Raw genomic sequence first — 17381 nt, 5'->3', positions numbered from 1 at the left:
TTCGCTGGCAAACGCTCGTGCGAAGGTGGCTACAGACCACACAGCCCGGGCCGGAACATGACTCCACCAGTGAAATGCGTATCAGGTTTTTAGGAGCGTTGTAATGCCTGAGATCTATCACTTCTTCCAACAGCTGGTTAATGGGCTGACCATTGGCAGCACCTATGCCCTGATTGCCATTGGCTACACAATGGTTTACGGCATTATTGGAATGATCAACTTCGCCCATGGCGAGGTCTACATGATCGGTTCCTACGTGGCCTTCATCGTCCTTGCCGGACTGGCCATGCTGGGTATCCATTCTCTGCCACTGTTGATGACCGCCGCATTCCTGGCGACCATCGTTGTAACCAGTGCCTACGGCTACAGCATCGAACGGATCGCCTACCGCCCTCTGCGGGGCAGTAACCGTCTGATCCCGCTGATCTCGGCCATCGGCATGTCGATCTTCCTGCAAAACTCCGTACTGCTCTCGCAGGACTCCAAGGACAAATCGATCCCCAACCTGATTCCGGGCAGCTTCAGTTTCGGTCCGGGCGGCGCACAGGAAGTGCTGATCTCCTACATGCAGATCCTGGTGTTCGTGGTGACCCTGGTGGTGATGCTCTGCCTCACCCAGTTCATCTCGCGTTCACGCCTGGGACGCGCCTGCCGGGCCTGTGCCGAAGACATCAAGATGGCCAACCTGCTGGGCATCAACACCAACAACATCATCGCCCTGACCTTCGTCATCGGTGCCGCCCTGGCGGCCGTGGCGGCTGTACTGCTGAGCATGCAGTACGGCGTGATCAACCCCAACGCCGGATTCCTGGTGGGCCTCAAGGCCTTTACCGCGGCGGTACTGGGTGGCATCGGCAGCATTCCGGGCGCCATGCTCGGTGGGCTGGTGCTGGGGGTGGCGGAAGCATTCGGTGCCGATATATTCGGTGACCAGTACAAGGACGTGGTGGCTTTCGGCCTTCTGGTTCTGGTGTTGTTATTCCGGCCAACCGGCCTGTTGGGGCGTCCGGAGATTGAGAAAGTATGACTAGGAATCTTAAACAAGCGCTGTTCAGCGCCCTGCTGGTCTGGGCCGTGGCCTATCCGGTACTCGGTCTGAAACTGTCCATCGCCGGCATCAACCTCGAAGTACTGGGTGCCAGTACCTCCACGCTGTTCATCATCACCGCCAGCTCGGTGCTGATGTTCCTGCGGGTGCTGTTCGACAAGCAGTGGAGCACCATGATGAAGTCAGCGCCGAAAGGCTCGCTGGTTTCGCCGAAGGTCAGCCACTTCATGACCCTGCCCAGCACCCAACGCTGGATCATCATGGGGTTGATCGTGGTCGCTCTGGTGTGGCCGTTCTTCGGCTCGCGCGGTGCGGTGGATATCGCCACGCTGATTCTGATCTATGTACTGCTCGGTCTGGGCCTGAACATCGTGGTCGGTCTGGCGGGGTTGCTCGACCTGGGCTACGTCGGTTTCTACGCGGTGGGCGCCTACAGCTATGCGCTGCTGTCGCACTACTACGGCCTGAGCTTCTGGATCTGCCTGCCCATCGCCGGACTGATGGCTGCGACGTTCGGCTTCCTGCTGGGCTTCCCGGTACTTCGTCTGCGCGGTGACTACCTGGCGATCGTGACCCTGGGCTTCGGTGAGATTATCCGTCTGTTCCTGCGTAACCTGACGGACCTCACGGGCGGACCGAACGGCATCAGCAACATCCCCAAACCGTCGCTGTTCGGCCTGAGCTTCGATAGAACGGCCGCCGAAGGCATGCAGACCTTCCACGAGTACTTCGGCCTGACTTACAACCCGGTCAGCAAGGTGGTATTCCTCTACCTCGTTGCGTTGTTGCTGGCGCTGTTCGCGCTGTTCGTGATCAACCGCCTGCTGCGCATGCCAATCGGCCGTGCCTGGGAAGCTTTGCGCGAAGACGAAATCGCCTGCCGTGCCCTGGGCCTGAACCCGACCGTGATCAAGCTGTCGGCCTTCACCCTGGGTGCCTGCTTCGCCGGTTTCGCCGGTAGCTTCTTCGCCGCGCGTCAAGGGCTGGTCACGCCGGAGTCGTTCACCTTCATCGAGTCGGCCACCATCCTCGCCATCGTGGTGCTGGGCGGCATGGGCTCGCAGTTGGGCGTGGTCCTCGCAGCTGTCGTGATGATCCTGTTGCCCGAGCTGATGCGTGACTTCAGCGAATACCGCATGTTGATGTTCGGCGCCTTGATGGTGCTGATGATGATCTGGCGTCCTCAAGGTCTGCTGCCTATGCAACGTCCTCACATGGAGCTGCGTAAATGAGCCGCGAGATCCTTAAAGTAGAAAATCTGAGCATGCGCTTCGGCGGTTTGCTGGCGGTCAACGGCGTAGCCCTGAGCGTGAAGGAAAAGCAGGTCGTGGCTCTGATCGGCCCCAACGGCGCCGGCAAGACCACCGTGTTCAACTGCCTGACCGGCTTCTACAAGCCGAGCGGCGGCAGCATCCTGCTGGACGGCGAGCCGATCGAGGGCCTGCCCGGCCACAAGATCGCCCTCAAGGGCGTGGTGCGCACCTTCCAGAACGTGCGGTTGTTCAAGGACATGACGGCGGTCGAAAACCTCCTGATCGCCCAGCACCGTCACCTGAACACCAACTTCCTGTCCGGCCTGTTCAAGACCCCGTCGTTCCGCAAAAGCGAGCGCGAGGCCATGGAGTACGCCGAGTACTGGCTGGAAAAGGTTCACCTCAAGGAGTTCGCCAACCGCCCGGCCGGCACCCTGGCCTATGGACAGCAACGTCGCCTGGAAATCGCCCGCTGCATGATGACCCGTCCGCGGATCCTCATGCTCGACGAACCGGCCGCCGGCCTGAACCCGAAGGAAACCGAAGACCTCAAGGCGCTGATCAGCGTGCTGCGTGAAGAGCACAACGTCACCGTGCTGCTGATCGAACACGACATGAAACTGGTCATGAGCATTTCCGACCACATCGTCGTGATCAACCAGGGCACGCCCCTGGCCGACGGCACACCGGAACAGATCCGCGACAATCCTGAAGTGATCAAAGCCTACCTGGGGGAAGCGTAAATGCTGCAGTTCGAAAACGTTTCCACCTTCTACGGCAAGATCCAGGCCCTGCACAGCGTCAACGTCGAAGTCCGTCAGGGCGAGATCGTGACCCTGATCGGCGCCAACGGTGCCGGCAAGTCGACCCTGCTGATGACGCTCTGCGGTTCGCCGCAGGCCCACAGCGGCAGCATCCGCTACATGGGTGAGGAACTGGTCGGCCAGGACTCCTCGCAGATCATGCGCAAGAGCATTGCCGTGGTGCCGGAAGGTCGTCGGGTGTTTTCCCGCCTGACCGTGGAAGAAAACCTCTCCATGGGTGGTTTCTTCACCGACAAGGGCGATTATCAGGAACAGATGGACAAGGTCCTCGGACTTTTCCCACGCCTGAAAGAACGCTTCAGCCAGCGTGGCGGCACCATGTCCGGCGGCGAACAGCAAATGCTCGCCATCGGCCGTGCGCTGATGAGCAAGCCCAAGCTGTTGCTGCTCGACGAGCCGTCGTTGGGCCTGGCACCGATCATCATCCAGCAGATCTTCGACATCATCGAACAGCTGCGCAAGGACGGTGTGACCGTGTTCCTGGTCGAGCAGAACGCCAACCAGGCACTGAAAATCGCTGACCGTGCCTACGTTCTGGAGAACGGCCGGGTAGTGATGACAGGCACCGGTGAAGCGCTGTTGACCGATCCGAAAGTGCGTGACGCGTACCTCGGTGGCTAAGCCTTTGCGGTAAACAAAAAACGGCCTTTGCGGGCCGTTTTTTTTATGCCTGCCAACCTCCCTGACTACGCAAACCCTCTTCTGTAGGAGCGAGCTTGCTCGCGAAGAACTGGAGGGCGCCGCGTTCATTCAGACAACCCTCGTCATCGTTAACGTCCATCGTCGGAACGCCCCCCGGAGCAGGCTCGCTCCTACAGGACGACGTGCGTGTGAAGATTTACAACCGATCCAACGCCTCCCCACTGCGCTTGAACCACCCGATCAAATAGTCCGCCAGCACTTGCGTGCGCTTGGGCAATCCACCCTGATACGGATGCACCAGATACATTGGCATGCTGCGGGTCTGATAATCGCGCAGGAGCCATCGCAAGCGCCCGTCGGCCAGTTCTGTTGGCAAGCAGTAGGATGGCAGGCGCGCAATACCGGCGCCGACCAGTGCGGCTTTCTTCAAGAGGTTGTAGTGGTTGCTGGCGAACGGCCCAGACACCCGCACCCGCAACAACTCATGCTGCTGGTGATAAAGCCATTCTTCGCGGCCGCTGTAATGGCTGTTGAGCAGGCAACGATGCTCGGCCAACGCCTGGGGCGTTTGCGGTTCACCGTATTGTTCCAGATAAGCCGGGCTGGCACAGGTCAGCTCTTGCCACGCCAGCAGCGGGCGCGCCACCAGTCGCTGGTCAATGGCCACGTCAGAGCGAATCGCCAGGTCGAAGCCGTCACGGGACAGGTCGCGGTAGCTGTTGTTGAGCTCCAGTTCGATCTGCACCTGAGGGTATTTGGCGGAGAACTCCAGCAGCAGGCCATCGAAGAAGGTTTCCCCGAGTGATACCGGCACCGTCATCCGCACCGGGCCGGCCATGTCGTCCTTCAGACGCGCCAGGGCCTGGCGCGCCCGCTCGACTTGCACCACCAGCGCCTGTGCCTGGGGCAACAACGCAGCACCGGCAGCGGTCAGGCTCAGGCGGCGGGTGGTGCGTTGCAACAGCACCACGGAGAACTGCGCCTCCAACTGGCTGATGCGTTTGGACAACTGGCCTTTGCTGCAACCGAGCTGCTGCGCCGCCAGGGTGAAACTTCCCGCTTCGATCAACACGGCGAACGCGGCCAGGTCATCCATCTCGCTCATGGATTGTTTCCATTTGAAAACCAAAGGTTGCCTATTAGCGCGCTTATCTGCAGAAAAAACCACCCTAAACTGATACCTCGTTCAATCCACAACGAGGATCAACATCCATGAAAATTCTATTGATCGGCGCAGGCGGCACCATCGGTTCGGCCATCGACAAAGAACTGTCGCCACGCCACGAAATCATCCGCATCGGTCGCACCAGCGGCGACTTTCATGTCGACATCAGCGACAGCGCCTCGATTCGCAAACTGTTCGAGCAGACCGGCAAATTCGACGCACTGGTGTGCGCCGCGGGCAACGTGACCTTTGCCCCGCTCAATGAGATGACCGAAGAGAGCTTTGCCCTGGGCCTGCAAGACAAACTCATGGGCCAGGTCAACCTGCTGTTGATCGGACGCGAGTTCGCCAACGACGGCGCTTCGTTCACCTTCACCACTGGCGTGCTCAGCCACGATCCGATTTACAGCGGTGCCTCAGCGGCGCTGGTCAACGGTGCACTGGACAGCTTCGTCCGGGCCGCCGCCATCGAACTGCCGCGCGGCCTGCGTGTGAACTCGATCAGCCCGAACGTCCTGGTCGAAGCCATGGGCAAATACGCGCCGTACTTCCGCGGCTTCAAGCCGGTTCCTGCGGTAGATGTGGCGTTGGCCTACGCCAAGAGCGTGGAAGGCCTGCAAACAGGTCAGACCTTTCACGTCGGCTGACCGTCCTTTCTGACAGACGCGTTACTGGCGAACGATCACGCCGTTCGCCAGACGCCCGTGCCCGAACTGTCGCAGCCACTGTTGCATCGGCCGTTCAAACCATCGATGACAGATCAGGCTGGCACCGATCAGTACCAAAAAAAACAGCAGCAATGTCCATGGTTGATGAAAGACGCTACGCCTCCGGCAACTCAATCCCCGACACACAAGCCTTGTGATCACAGGCTTGCCTGAGTAACGTGGCGGCACCTGTCAGGAGACCCCAAGATGCGTGTTGCCCGTTCCCTAGTCCTCGTCGCCTTGCTTCCGCTGTTCGCCGCTTGCCAGTTGTTCGAGGGTGAACGGCAGAGCGCTTCCCATGTCGGCCAGACACGCATGCAAGGCCAGTTGACCGCAGCGGATGGCAAACTGGTGTTCCAGCCGTGCAACCAGGCAAACCGCTATGTAGTCAACGACACGGGCGGTACCAGTGTCCTGCAGCAGGCCGCCAGCCTGGCGGACAAACAGGGCAAGCTGTTTGCCGACGTGCGCGGACGGGTTGTGGCCGGCAGCGGTGGTGACGGCCAGTTCGATCTGGAGCAGTTGTACCGCGTCGAGCGCTCGGGCACGGCGTGCGATGATCCGAACTTCAAACAGCTGATTCTGCGCGCCGCCGGGCACACCCCGGAGTGGAGCGTGAAAGTCAGCGGCAAAGGCATGGTCGTCGACCGCGCCGGCCAGCCGCCGCTGGCCGTGCCCTACGTCGAGGAGCAACTGGGCGATGGCCGTTTCAACCTCAGCACCGAAGCCAACAACCAGCACATCGAACTCTGGGTTGCACCGCAACGTTGCGTCGACAGCAGCACCGGCAGCATCCAGCACATGAGCGCCGAGCTGCGAATTGACGGCCAGGTTCAGCGCGGATGCGGTTATTTCGGAGGATCGCGCGACGACTGATTCGACGAGAGGCGGTTTTTGCCTCACTGGACGCTGCCTTTGGGGCTTATAATTGCCGGCTTCAAACGCCCTGGCGCAGTTGTGCGCCCCGCGAACCGGATCCCGCCATGTTACGAATCACCGAACTCAAGTTGCCGATCGACCATCCCGATGAAGACCTGCGCCCTGCCATCGTGCAGCGCTTAGGGCTTGCCAGCGATGACCTGCTCGATTTCACCTTGTTCAAGCGCAGCTACGATGCGCGTAAAAAGTCCTCGGAACTGTGTTTCATCTACACCATCGACCTTCAAGTTCGCGACGAGGCGGCGGTGCTGCACAAGTTCGCCGACGACCGTAACGTCAACGTGGCACCGGATGTCAGCTACAAAGCGGTAGGCCAGGCTCCGGCCGACCTGAATGCGCGTCCGATCGTCGTCGGCTTCGGTCCGTGCGGGATTTTCGCCGGGCTGCTGCTGGCGCAAATGGGCTTCAAGCCGATCATCCTCGAACGCGGAACCGAAGTACGCCAGCGCACCAAGGACACCTGGGGCCTGTGGCGCAAAAGCGTGCTCAACCCGGAATCCAACGTGCAATTCGGCGAAGGCGGCGCGGGGACATTCTCCGACGGCAAGCTGTACAGCCAGATCAAGGATCCGAAGTTCCTCGGTCGCAAGGTCCTGCACGAATTCGTCAAGGCCGGCGCGCCGGAAGAAATCCTCTACGTCAGCAAACCGCACATTGGTACGTTCCGTCTGACCGGTGTGGTGGAAAACATGCGTGAGCAGATTCGCGCCCTTGGCGGCGAAGTGCGCTTCCAGCAGCGTGTCACCGACGTGTTGATCGATGACGGCCAACTGGTCGGCGTCGAGCTCAACGGCGGCGAACAGATCCATTCGAAACATGTGATCCTGGCCCTCGGCCACAGCGCCCGCGATACATTCCGCATGCTCCACGGCCGTGGCGTGTACATGGAAGCCAAGCCGTTCTCGGTGGGTTTCCGCATCGAGCACCCGCAGTCGCTGATCGACCGCGCGCGCCTGGGCAAGTACGCAGGCCACCCGAAACTGGGCGCCGCCGACTACAAACTGGTGCACCACGCCAGGAACGGTCGTTCGGTCTACAGCTTCTGCATGTGCCCGGGCGGTACGGTCGTGGCGGCGACGTCCGAACCGAACCGCGTCGTGACCAATGGCATGAGCCAGTACTCGCGTAACGAGCGCAATGCCAACTCCGGCATCGTCGTCGGCATTACCCCGGAAGTCGATTATCCGGGCGGTCCGCTGGCCGGTATCGAGCTGCAGGAACGCCTGGAATCCCACGCCTTTGTGCTGGGTGGCAGCAACTACGAAGCCCCGGCGCAACTGGTCGGCGATTTTATCGCAGGCAAAGCGTCCACCGAATTGGGCAGCGTCGAGCCGTCCTATAAGCCGGGCGTTGCCCTGGGTGATCTGGCGCTGGCCTTGCCGGCGTTCGCCATCGAAGCGATTCGCGAAGCCTTGCCGGCGTTCGAGAAGCAGATTCGCGGTTACTCGCTGCACGATGCGGTGTTGACCGGAATCGAGACGCGTACGTCGTCGCCACTGCGCATTACCCGCAACGAGTCGATGCAGAGCCTGAACGTGAAAGGCTTGTTCCCGGCCGGTGAAGGTGCCGGTTACGCGGGCGGGATTCTCTCGGCGGGTGTCGACGGGATTCGCATTGCCGAAGCGGTGGCCCGGGACATCCTCGGTCTCGAGGCCTGATACCACTCTAATGTGGGAGCGGGCTTGCTCGCGAAAGCGGTGGATCAGCCAATACATATGTTGGATGTGAAACCGTCTTCGCGAGCAAGCCCGCTCCCACATTCGATCTTCGGTGTGTCAGATATTGGCGCGCAGCACCGAGGCCGGCAATGGCTCACCGCGCTCAACGGTCGCCGCTACCGCAGCCATCAAGCCACTCAATTCATACCCCTGGGCCTTGAGCCACTTCGGATCGTAATAGGTCGTGGCGTAGCGCTCGCCGCCGTCACACAGAATCGCCACCATCGACCCCGTCTCCCCCGCCGCCTTCATCTGCTGAGCGGCCATCAGTGCGCCGATCAGGTTGGTCCCGCTCGACCCGCCCACATGGCGTCCCAGACGCTCTGCAAGGTAGTGCATGGCCGCCAGTGACAAGGCATCCGGCACCTTGACCATCGCGTCGATCACCTTGGGCAGAAACGACGCTTCCACACGCGGCCGGCCGATGCCTTCGATACGCGAGCCGTGATCCAGACGCAGGCTGGCATCGCCCGTCTGGTAGTAATCAAAGAACACCGAACGCTCGGCATCGGCACACAGCACGCGAGTGCAATGCTGGCGATAACGCACGTAGCGGCCCAGGGTGGCCGTGGTGCCCCCGGTGCCGGGGCTGGAAATCAGCCAGCTCGGCTCGGGATGCTGCTCGAAACGCATCTGATGAAAGATCGACTCGGCTATGTTGTTGTTCGCCCGCCAGTCGGTGGCTCGCTCGGCGTAGGTGAACTGGTCGATGAAATGCCCGTCGTGTTCGCGAGCCAGACGCTCGGACTCGGCGTAGATCTGGGTCGGGTCGTCCACCAGGTGGCTTTGGCCACCGTAGAAGGCAATTTGCGCGATCTTTTCCCTGGACGTGGTCGCCGGCATCACCGCAATGAACGGCAAGCCCAGCATGCGTGCGAAATACGCTTCGGAAATCGCCGTCGAACCGCTGGAAGCTTCAATGACCGGCGCACCGGGTTTGAGCCAGCCGTTACACAGCGCATACAGAAACAGCGAGCGGGCAAGGCGGTGCTTGAGGCTGCCCGTGGGGTGGCTGGATTCATCCTTGAAGTACAACTCGATGCCTGGAAAACCCGGTAGCGGCAAGGGAATCAGGTGTGTGTCGGCGCTGCGCTGGAAGTCGGCTTCGATGATCCGGATCGCTTCGCGGGACCACTGTCGGTTGTCGCTCATGATGGTTTTCTCGTTGAATCAGGCAAGAGTGGGCCTTGTCACAGGGCTCAACTATCAAGCTTAGGAAAAAACCTACATACAGCACAGGTACAGCTGAGATCCAATACGCCCGGCAACTGCTAGGCTCAGGTCCTTGCCGGCAGATTACGTTGTAACGACATATAACAAAAAAGAATATAACTTTTGTTTTAACAACTAACAGTACTTGTTAGGGTGTAACACCTTTTGAATTCACGGATGGAGAGCGACCTTGCCTCTGCGTAGCACTTTCACGCGTTTCTTTCAGTTGGAAGCTGCCAGCGGTCTGCTACTGATTGCCGCTGCCGTTCTGGCTCTGATCATCAACAATTCGCCGCTGTCGTGGCTGTACAACGGCCTGCTGGACACCCCCGTGGTGGCCCAGATCGGCGCGCTGAAAATCGCCAAGCCCTTGCTGCTGTGGATCAACGACGGCCTGATGGCACTGTTCTTCCTGCTGATCGGCCTGGAAGTGAAGCGCGAAGTCCTCGACGGCCAGTTGTCCAGACCGTCGCAAATCGTCCTGCCCGGCGCGGCGGCGATTGGCGGCATGGTGGTGCCGGCGCTGATCTACTGGTACCTCAATCGCGACACGCCACCAGCCCTCAACGGCTGGGCAATCCCGACCGCTACCGACATCGCCTTCGCCCTTGGCGTGCTGGCATTGCTGGGCAAACGCGTTCCTGTCTCGCTGAAGCTGTTCCTGATGACCCTGGCGATCATCGACGACCTTGGCGCGATCATCATCATTGCGATCTTCTATTCCGGCGCGCTGTCGACCTTGTCCCTGGCACTGGCTGCGGCCTGTATTGCGGCGCTGATCGGGATGAACCGGCTTGGGGTGGTCAAGCTCGGACCGTACATGATCATTGGCTTGATCCTCTGGGTCTGCGTACTCAAGAGCGGTGTCCACGCCACGCTGGCCGGCGTGACCCTGGCTTTCTGCATTCCGCTGCGCACGAAAAATGCCGAGCCTTCGCCGCTACTGACCCTGGAACACGCCCTGCACCCGTGGGTCGCCTACGGCATCCTGCCGCTGTTCGCCTTCGCTAACGCCGGCCTGTCCCTGAGCGGCGTCACCGTCGAAAGCTTCACTCACCATGTGCCCATGGGCATCGCCATCGGGCTGCTCCTGGGCAAGACCGTCGGTGTCTTCGGCCTGACCTGGCTGGCCGTGAAAACCGGTATCGCCGCCCTGCCCCAAGGCGCCAATTGGGGCCAGGTGCTGGGTGTGGCGATTCTCTGCGGCATTGGTTTCACGATGAGCCTGTTTGTCGGCTCGCTGGCCTTTGAGCCGGGCGTGAGTGATTTCGCCGGGATGGACCGCATGGGGATCCTGACCGGTTCGATACTGGCCGCGCTGATCGGTTATGCAGTGACGGCGATGGCGAGCCGCAAGAGCACCGCGCTGGCCTCCTGATAAACAGCGATAACGCCTGGCGCCAATCAAGACGCCCCTCAGCTGAAAAACAAAAAACCCGATCAGTCACCTGATCGGGTTTTTTGTTTATCCGGTGTTTGCGCTTAGTGCGAAACGCGGCTGGTGCCATTCACACTGGCGATGCGCACACGCTCGCCAACGCGGAACACTTCGTTCGGTTGAACTTCCTGAACGTAGGCGCGCATGCTGCCATCGTCTTCGCGCACGGTGATTTCCACGCCCTGGGTGCGGGTCAGGCCTTCTTCAGCGGCCGAACCGAGCAGGCCACCAGCGACTGCGCCGATGACCGCAGCAACAACACTGCCTTTGCCGCCACCGACGGAGCTGCCGCCAACGCCGCCGACCACTGCGCCCGCAGCGCCGCCGATCGGGGTTTTGGTGCCTTCGATTTTCACCGGACGCAGCGCTTCGATGGTACCCATGCGAACGGTCTGCACACGACGCGCCTCGTCACGGGAGTAGGAGTCACCGGTCAGGCTCGATTGGCAACCAGTGAGCAACATCGCCATCGTGGAAAAGGAAGCAACCAGCAGAACAGACTTACGCATAGCATCAACTCCAAAGAAACAGATGTTCATTAGACCCCGCGGCTTGACGCCTGTCACGGCATCACCCGGGTAAAATTGCTTTAATTCAGGCCCCGTTAAGGCGCCCCCCACGAACTCACACAGTAGCGGCAAAATCGGAAAACCGCCCCGCCGACCAAGGATTTTCATGGACTACTTTATCATCGTCGTCACGACTGTTGCCGGTTTGTACTTCCATTGGTGGCTGTACGTGCGGATCAAACGCTGGATGGACCGCGACCTGGCACTGGCGCTGGCAGGAAAGGACGAGCAGAAAAAAGCCTTCATGCTCGAGCGGTTGGCAAGTGCCCGGGCGCAGAAGATCAAGCGTCGAGACCTGCCGAAGTGGCTGGAGGCCGCTGCGGCAGACTATCCCGGTCGGTAGGCGGCTCAGGGTGCCAGGCGTTCAAGAATCCAGTCGGCGCCCTGCTGGCGGTAGTTGAGGCGGTCGTGCAGGCGGCTTGGGCGGCCCTGCCAGAATTCGATACGCTCCGGCAGCAGGCGATAACCGCCCCAGTGTTCCGGGCAATGTGGCTGGGTGTCGCTGAAACGTTGCTCGGTGTCCTTGAGCAGCGCTTCGAGCTCGCCACGATCGGCGATCACGCAACTCTGCGGCGACGCCCAGGCCCCCAGACGACTGCCGAGCGGACGAACCTGATAATAGGCGTCGGACTCCTCGGGTGTCACCTTCACCACCCGCCCTTCGATGCGCACCTGGCGCTCCAGCGCCGGCCAGAAAAACGTCATGGCCGCGAACGGATTCGCGGCCAGTTGCTGGCCCTTGGCGCTATCGTAGTTGGTGAAAAAGGTGAAGCCCTGCTCGTCCAGGCCCTTGAGCAATAGAATGCGACAATGCGGTCGACCGTCCTGGTCAACGGTGGCCAGGGTCATGGCGTTGGCTTCCACCGGCGCCTGTTCGGTTTTCACCGCGTCGGCAAACCACCGGTGGAACAACGCAAACGGCTCGGCCGGGGCTTGCGCCTCGGTCAGGCCATCCCGGGTGTAGTCACGACGCATATCAGCCAGGCCCTGGGTCATGGCGCATTCCTTTTGGTTAACGAATCACTGCTTTGCAGTATCGGTGGTGGCGCCTTTCTTGTCAGCCGCGGAGGCTTTGGCTGGCGTGGTTTTCTTCGCCGGCGTTGCAGTTTTCGCAGGTGCTTTCTTGGCCGGAGCTTTTTTCGCCGGGGCTTTTTTCGCCGCTGGAACAGCCGCTTTTTTAGACGCCGGGGCCGGTGTCACAGGCTTGGCGACCGGCTTGACGTCAGCGGCAGTGACCCTGGTCACAGGGGCCGGCGCCGGCATGTTGTACTTGCTCAGCAGTGCGGCCATGGTGTTTTGCGGGGTCACCAGCAGCTCCACGCGGCGGTTCAACGCACGCCCTTCCACGCTGTCGTTGGCGGCGCGCGGCGCATCACCGCCCATGCCACGCAGCATCAGGCGATCACGCTGCAAACCACTGAGACGGAAAATTGCCGCGACGGCCTGGGCACGCTCCTGGCTCAGCTTGACGTTGGCAGGCGCAGCGCCGGACGTATCACTGTGGCCGAGGATCAGGACAGCAGTCTTTGGATCGGCTTCAAGGATTTTGGCAATGCGGGTAAACGGACCGAGTGTGACCGGCAGCAACATGGCCGGACGATCAGGGTTGAACGAGCCTTCGACCGGCGCAGTCACCACCAGCACGTTTTCGCGACGCTCGAGTTGCAGGTTGCTGCCCTTGACCGCCTCGCGCAGGCGCGGTTCATAGTCGTCAAGCCAGGCCTGGGTGACTTTCGGGTCAGGCATCGGTACAGCCTTGGCGGCGCTCTGCTCGCTACCGCCAAACGGCCACCACCACTTGCTGCCGCTATCGGTTCCGGCCTTGGCCACCGCAACGGGTTTGACTTCAGGTTTCACCTCCGGCTTGACCGCAGGCTTGCCAGCGCTGTCGTCGGAACCGAACGGCCAGTACCAGTGGCTGCCGCTTTCAGTCTTGGCGACCGGTGCCGTGGCGTCTTTCTGTGGAGTCTGTGCGCAACCGGTGATAGCGAAGCACAGGGCCAAGGCGAGGGTTTTATTGGATGACATTGGATATCCACAAAAATGAAGTCAAAAAATCAGGCCGCATGGGCCCGTATAAGCAGACGCTTTGAAACTGAAAAGACAATCGGGTTCCAGTCCCGGAACCCGATAGCCGCTTTTACAGACAAGTGGCCAGAACCCGCGCCAGCTTTTGCGCACGCGGGTCCATCAAGACGTACGGCCCCAGGGTATTTGTCACAAACCCGAAGGCCACATCGTACTCCGGGTCGGCAAAACCGATGGAGCCGCCGGCGCCCGGATGACCAAACGCCCGCGGGCCAAGGCCGAAGGTGGCGTTGGCAACGTCCGGTTGATCGAGCATGCAACCCAGGCCGAAACGGGTCCGGGTCAGTAAAGTCTTGTCCTCGCCGAGGCTGTGCTCACGAGTCAATTCATCGAGCATTTCGCTTTCCAGCAGGCTGCCGTCAAGCAGGCCGGCGTAAAACCCGGCCAGGCTGCGGGCATTGCCATGGCCATTGGCGGCTGGCTGCTGCATGCGTCGCCACTCGGGTTTGTTGGTGCTGGTCATGATCGACGGCGGGTTGGTGAACGCCCGGGTGGTCATGGCCGTTGGCTCACGCATGGTCACTTGCAACAGGCGCTGGGCGGCGGCATCGCCGACATTGCCCTTGCCCCGCGCAATGTGGGCCACGCGATAGAACTCTTCGTCGGCCAGACCCACATGGAAGTCCAGGCCCAACGGCCTGGCGACCCGCGCAACGATGGACTCACCCGGCCCACGGCCGTCGGCACGGCGCAGCAACTCGCCGACCAGCCAGCCATAGGTGATCGCCGCGTAACCGTGACCTTCGCCCGGCGTCCACCACGGCGCTTCGGCGGCCAGGGCGCCGACCATGGTTTGCCAGTCGTAAAGGGCTTCGGGGGCCAGTAATTCGCGCAATGCCGGAAGGCCGGCCTGATGGCAGAGCAGTTGACGAAGGGTGACAGACTCTTTGCCGGCAGCGGCAAATTCGGGCCAGTAGCGCGCAACCGGGGCATCCAGTTGCAGCTTGCCTTCGGCCACCAATTGCAGCGCGGTGACTGCGGTAAAGGTCTTGGTGCAGGAGAACAGGTTGGCGATGGTGTCGCTGTGCCAGGCCTCGGCCCCGTCCTTGTCGGCAGTGCCGGCCCACAGATCGAGGACGGTTTCGCCACCGATCTGAATGCACAACGCGGCGCCACGCTCCTGGGGATCGTCGAACAACGCCGCGAAAGCCTCACGCACCGCCTCGAACTTAAGCTCGTAATGACCCTGAATCTGCACCCGCAACTCCCCGGATTAACGCTCTACAAAGTGGCGGGCATTGTTCCAGCCCTTGAGGGTTTTGGGAACAGGGTTGGGCCGGGCGGTTATTGCGCCGCCAAGCTTTTGCGGCGAGGACTCAGTGACCTTTCCCGGAATGCCCACCAGCGCCCTTCCCCGGTCCCTTGCCGGCCTCGGCCTTGCGGCCGCCCTCGGCGTCGTGGCTGGCTTTGTCGGCGGCGGCCGCTGACTTCTCGGCCTCTTTGCCCAGTTGCTCGACTGTCGCCAGATTGCTCTTGCGCACGCTGTCGACAAAGCCCTGGAACGGCAGATCAGTGATGCCCACCAACCCGAAGTGACCGTTTTCACCGTCAAGCAGGCGCCCGGTGACCGGTTGGTCGAGGTACTGGAACCAATGCACGCCGACAATCGACGGCTCGCTCAAGGCCTGTTTGAGGAAGTTGGCATACGCCGCACCACGGTCCTCCTCCTTCACCAACGGCGTGACGCCACCCCAGAACGGGCCGCGATCAGTCGAGCCGAAATTGAACTCGGTGACCAGCACCGGTTTGTCGAGGCTGCGCAGCCTGGCGAAGTCGTAACCATCCTGGGGTTGCAGGGTGTACATGTTGAAGCTCAACACGTCGCAATACTGGGCGCAGGACTCCACGGCTTCCGGCGTGCTGATGGCGAAACGGCCGCCGAGCAGCAGCTGGTTAGGCGCGTGCCACTGGAGTGAGTCGGAGATGGTCTTGAAGTAAGTGTCAGCAAAGACCTTCTGGAAGTATTTGAAGTCAGCTTCGATTTCCGGGTGTTCGGCGCTCGGGAGCGGCGGTACGAACCCCGGATCTTCCATCAGTTCCCAGGCCGGCAGATCAATGCCCCAGGCTTTCGACAGGCCATCCTGATTGCGGTACTTGTCGCGCAGTTGCTTGAGGAACGCGCGCTTGGCCGGCACGTCGGTGGTCATTTTCAAGGTGCCGTAGGCCAGCGCATAACGGGCTTTCGGGTCATCGCCGGGACCGGCCCAGGCCAGCTCATTGTCGGCGTAGTAACCGATCAGCCATGGATCGTCACGATGGTCGCGAGCGGCAATCGCCACGGCGCGTTCGGTGGCCATGGCAAAACGCGGGTCGAACGGGTCGGGCATGCCGCCCCACCAATCGGTGCCGGTGCTGATGCTGGCGTAGTCGCCGACAATCGACAGCGGCAAGGTGTACGGCACGCGATCAGCGTTACCCAATACCGGAGCGCTCCAGTTGCCGATGGTGTTGAAACCCCAGGCCTGCAAGCGATCAAGGGTGTGACCGGCCCAGCGCTGCTCGTCGAACTTCGCTTTGCACGGTTCGACAGCTTTTGCCTCAGCAGCTTTCGCTTCCGTCGTTTCGGACTTGGCCGCCTCGGCGACGCCAGCTTTGGTTTCGCTGCCCGGGCCACAAGGATCGCCATACAAGCGCTGCAGGTTGGCAGCGTAGAAGTCATACCAGCGACCGGCATTGTAGCCGCGCCCTTGATCGGCCCCGTTGCCGCCACGGTTGTCGCCTTCACCATAGTGGCTGGCCAGCGCCTCGTCAGCCTTGGGCAGGGATTCGAACATCCACTCGCGGCCGGCAACATAGGTCTGGTTGACATCCGGGGCCACGGTATTGACCCCGAGGGAATAGAACGGGTGGCCTTCAGGCGTCACCAGATACCAGCGACCGTCACGCTTTTCTGTGCGGAAAAAACCGCTGGCCTTGAAGGATGGGCCTTTGGTCAAACCACCGAATTTGTCCAGGGAGGACTTTTCACGCTCGGCCAGCCAGGTTTTCAGTTGTTGTTGCTCCTTGCTCGCGGCGCCTTTGAGTTGTTCGTCGCTGCCGATCTTTTCCGGCCATTTGCCCCGGGTCGACTGGCCGTAAGCGTCCACCAACCCGCCGTACACGGCTTGGGTGACCGACTCACCGTCCTGCACACCAAAGCGCTCCAGCAGGATGCTCTGCGCGGCTTTCGGCTGGTCCATCGACAAACTCACCGACACCACTTCTCTGCGATCCAGTTCACCGGCGCTACTGGCCAGCAACACACGTTGGCCATCGACGGTCATCGGCATCGGCGGGCCAGCCTTCATGCCCTGGCTCAACGGTGATGTCGCTTGCAGTGGCACCAACAGGGTTTGCGCAGGCCCCGCCGGCAGATCGACACGGCTGACCAGCGTCTTGCCGTCGTTGCTCTGGATGGTCACGTACAGGGTCAAGGCCCAGTTCATCGCACTCTGGATCCGCAGGCTCATGACGCCCGACTGCGACCAGTCCCAGGCGCCGGTTTGCGGGGTCAGGCGCAAAGTCGGCCGGGCGACCGGGTTAAATGTCACCCGGCGCAGCACTTCGCCCTCGGGGGTTTGCTCGGCGTTGGATTGCGGCAGGCTGGCATCCTGAGTCGCCACCTGGACCACGTCGGCGGGGCGCACAAAGTTGAACAGCGTCTGCTGGCCGGCGGGAGCGGCCAGCAGAGGTGTTGCGAACAGCAGGGCAAAAACGGCAGGCAACGAACGGCAAATCATGAGAACGAAATTCTCCCTAACGACCTTCAATGGGCCAGTGGAAAAGCGATGGCAGAGAG

The 17381-nt window shown here is 61.3% G+C and carries 16 protein-coding genes; 9 read left to right on the top strand and 7 right to left on the bottom strand.

Annotated elements, in window-relative coordinates:
• Positions 1 to 103 precede the first annotated feature (103 nt).
• Genes livH through AC06G5_RS06015 form a run of 4 tightly spaced genes read left to right on the top strand, consistent with a single transcriptional unit; the run spans position 104 to position 3746 of the window.
• Positions 104 to 1027, top strand: a complete 924-nt coding sequence (livH, locus tag AC06G5_RS06030; protein ID WP_046043982.1) for a high-affinity branched-chain amino acid ABC transporter permease LivH — start codon at positions 104 to 106, stop codon at positions 1025 to 1027.
• The gene (locus tag AC06G5_RS06025; protein WP_413424486.1) at positions 1024 to 2280 is read left to right on the top strand and encodes a high-affinity branched-chain amino acid ABC transporter permease LivM; all 1257 of its coding nucleotides are present in this window, start codon (positions 1024 to 1026) and stop codon (positions 2278 to 2280) included. Before livH ends, AC06G5_RS06025 begins: the two co-directional genes overlap by 4 nt.
• The gene (livG, locus tag AC06G5_RS06020) at positions 2277 to 3044 is read left to right on the top strand and encodes a high-affinity branched-chain amino acid ABC transporter ATP-binding protein LivG (RefSeq protein ID WP_413424488.1); all 768 of its coding nucleotides are present in this window, start codon (positions 2277 to 2279) and stop codon (positions 3042 to 3044) included. Before AC06G5_RS06025 ends, livG begins: the two co-directional genes overlap by 4 nt.
• On the top strand, positions 3045 to 3746 hold the full coding sequence (locus tag AC06G5_RS06015) for an ABC transporter ATP-binding protein (RefSeq protein WP_413424490.1): 702 nt from the start codon (positions 3045 to 3047) through the stop codon (positions 3744 to 3746).
• A 217-nt stretch (positions 3747 to 3963) separates the two neighbouring features.
• On the opposite strand, the gene AC06G5_RS06010 is transcribed toward AC06G5_RS06015, so the two are convergent.
• Positions 3964 to 4872: a LysR family transcriptional regulator gene (locus AC06G5_RS06010; protein WP_008052920.1), complete on the bottom strand. Its 909-nt coding sequence runs from the start codon at positions 4870 to 4872 to the stop codon at positions 3964 to 3966.
• A 107-nt stretch (positions 4873 to 4979) separates the two neighbouring features.
• Here AC06G5_RS06010 and AC06G5_RS06005 point away from each other — a divergent pair, with 107 nt between their 5' ends.
• The 3 genes from AC06G5_RS06005 (at position 4980) to AC06G5_RS05995 (ending at position 8236) form a co-directional block, all read left to right on the top strand.
• Positions 4980 to 5579: a short chain dehydrogenase gene (locus AC06G5_RS06005; protein WP_413703473.1), complete on the top strand. Its 600-nt coding sequence runs from the start codon at positions 4980 to 4982 to the stop codon at positions 5577 to 5579.
• 267 nt (positions 5580 to 5846) lie between these two features.
• The gene (locus AC06G5_RS06000) at positions 5847 to 6515 is read left to right on the top strand and encodes a COG3650 family protein (protein ID WP_480459079.1); all 669 of its coding nucleotides are present in this window, start codon (positions 5847 to 5849) and stop codon (positions 6513 to 6515) included.
• Between the two features lie 107 nt (positions 6516 to 6622).
• Entirely contained in the window at positions 6623 to 8236 is a 1614-nt protein-coding gene (locus AC06G5_RS05995) for an NAD(P)/FAD-dependent oxidoreductase (RefSeq protein WP_413424497.1), read from the top strand.
• A 117-nt stretch (positions 8237 to 8353) separates the two neighbouring features.
• Here AC06G5_RS05995 and AC06G5_RS05990 read toward each other — a convergent pair whose 3' ends face one another.
• Positions 8354 to 9451, bottom strand: a complete 1098-nt coding sequence (locus AC06G5_RS05990; RefSeq protein WP_413424554.1) for a PLP-dependent cysteine synthase family protein — start codon at positions 9449 to 9451, stop codon at positions 8354 to 8356.
• 247 nt (positions 9452 to 9698) lie between these two features.
• Between AC06G5_RS05990 and nhaA the strand changes: the two genes are divergently transcribed.
• On the top strand, positions 9699 to 10886 hold the full coding sequence (gene nhaA / locus AC06G5_RS05985; protein ID WP_057400905.1) for a Na+/H+ antiporter NhaA: 1188 nt from the start codon (positions 9699 to 9701) through the stop codon (positions 10884 to 10886).
• 104 nt (positions 10887 to 10990) lie between these two features.
• Here nhaA and AC06G5_RS05980 read toward each other — a convergent pair whose 3' ends face one another.
• On the bottom strand, positions 10991 to 11455 hold the full coding sequence (locus AC06G5_RS05980) for an outer membrane lipoprotein (RefSeq protein ID WP_008016451.1): 465 nt from the start codon (positions 11453 to 11455) through the stop codon (positions 10991 to 10993).
• Positions 11456 to 11621: 166 nt separating this feature from the next.
• Here AC06G5_RS05980 and AC06G5_RS05975 point away from each other — a divergent pair, with 166 nt between their 5' ends.
• The gene (locus tag AC06G5_RS05975) at positions 11622 to 11858 is read left to right on the top strand and encodes a hypothetical protein (RefSeq protein WP_413424501.1); all 237 of its coding nucleotides are present in this window, start codon (positions 11622 to 11624) and stop codon (positions 11856 to 11858) included.
• Positions 11859 to 11863: 5 nt separating this feature from the next.
• On the opposite strand, the gene pdxH is transcribed toward AC06G5_RS05975, so the two are convergent.
• From pdxH to AC06G5_RS05955, 4 genes are all read right to left on the bottom strand, one after another.
• Positions 11864 to 12511 (bottom strand): pyridoxamine 5'-phosphate oxidase, encoded by a 648-nt coding sequence (pdxH, locus tag AC06G5_RS05970; protein WP_413424503.1) that lies wholly within the window; start codon positions 12509 to 12511, stop codon positions 11864 to 11866.
• Positions 12512 to 12535: 24 nt separating this feature from the next.
• Entirely contained in the window at positions 12536 to 13543 is a 1008-nt protein-coding gene (locus AC06G5_RS05965; RefSeq protein WP_413424505.1) for an OmpA family protein, read from the bottom strand.
• A 112-nt stretch (positions 13544 to 13655) separates the two neighbouring features.
• Positions 13656 to 14801: a serine hydrolase domain-containing protein gene (locus AC06G5_RS05960; RefSeq protein ID WP_413424507.1), complete on the bottom strand. Its 1146-nt coding sequence runs from the start codon at positions 14799 to 14801 to the stop codon at positions 13656 to 13658.
• 118 nt (positions 14802 to 14919) lie between these two features.
• Positions 14920 to 17322 (bottom strand): beta-galactosidase, encoded by a 2403-nt coding sequence (locus AC06G5_RS05955; RefSeq protein ID WP_413424509.1) that lies wholly within the window; start codon positions 17320 to 17322, stop codon positions 14920 to 14922.
• Positions 17323 to 17381: the final 59 nt, after the last annotated feature.

Source organism: Pseudomonas sp. WT-JTC (genome assembly GCF_056711565.1).
This window is presented reverse-complemented; position numbering and strand designations above follow the sequence as displayed.

Coding starts and splice junctions, on each gene's coding strand:
- AC06G5_RS06005 (WP_413703473.1), top strand. CDS start 4,980: ATGAAAATTCTATTGATCGGCGCAGGCGGCACCATCGGTTCGGCCATC.
- AC06G5_RS06025 (WP_413424486.1), top strand. CDS start 1,024: ATGACTAGGAATCTTAAACAAGCGCTGTTCAGCGCCCTGCTGGTCTGG.
- AC06G5_RS05955 (WP_413424509.1), bottom strand. CDS start 17,322: ATGATTTGCCGTTCGTTGCCTGCCGTTTTTGCCCTGCTGTTCGCAACA.
- livH (WP_046043982.1), top strand. CDS start 104: ATGCCTGAGATCTATCACTTCTTCCAACAGCTGGTTAATGGGCTGACC.
- AC06G5_RS05965 (WP_413424505.1), bottom strand. CDS start 13,543: ATGTCATCCAATAAAACCCTCGCCTTGGCCCTGTGCTTCGCTATCACC.
- livG (WP_413424488.1), top strand. CDS start 2,277: ATGAGCCGCGAGATCCTTAAAGTAGAAAATCTGAGCATGCGCTTCGGC.
- AC06G5_RS05975 (WP_413424501.1), top strand. CDS start 11,622: ATGGACTACTTTATCATCGTCGTCACGACTGTTGCCGGTTTGTACTTC.
- AC06G5_RS05980 (WP_008016451.1), bottom strand. CDS start 11,455: ATGCGTAAGTCTGTTCTGCTGGTTGCTTCCTTTTCCACGATGGCGATG.
- pdxH (WP_413424503.1), bottom strand. CDS start 12,511: ATGACCCAGGGCCTGGCTGATATGCGTCGTGACTACACCCGGGATGGC.
- AC06G5_RS06010 (WP_008052920.1), bottom strand. CDS start 4,872: ATGAGCGAGATGGATGACCTGGCCGCGTTCGCCGTGTTGATCGAAGCG.
- AC06G5_RS05995 (WP_413424497.1), top strand. CDS start 6,623: ATGTTACGAATCACCGAACTCAAGTTGCCGATCGACCATCCCGATGAA.
- AC06G5_RS06015 (WP_413424490.1), top strand. CDS start 3,045: ATGCTGCAGTTCGAAAACGTTTCCACCTTCTACGGCAAGATCCAGGCC.
- AC06G5_RS06000 (WP_480459079.1), top strand. CDS start 5,847: ATGCGTGTTGCCCGTTCCCTAGTCCTCGTCGCCTTGCTTCCGCTGTTC.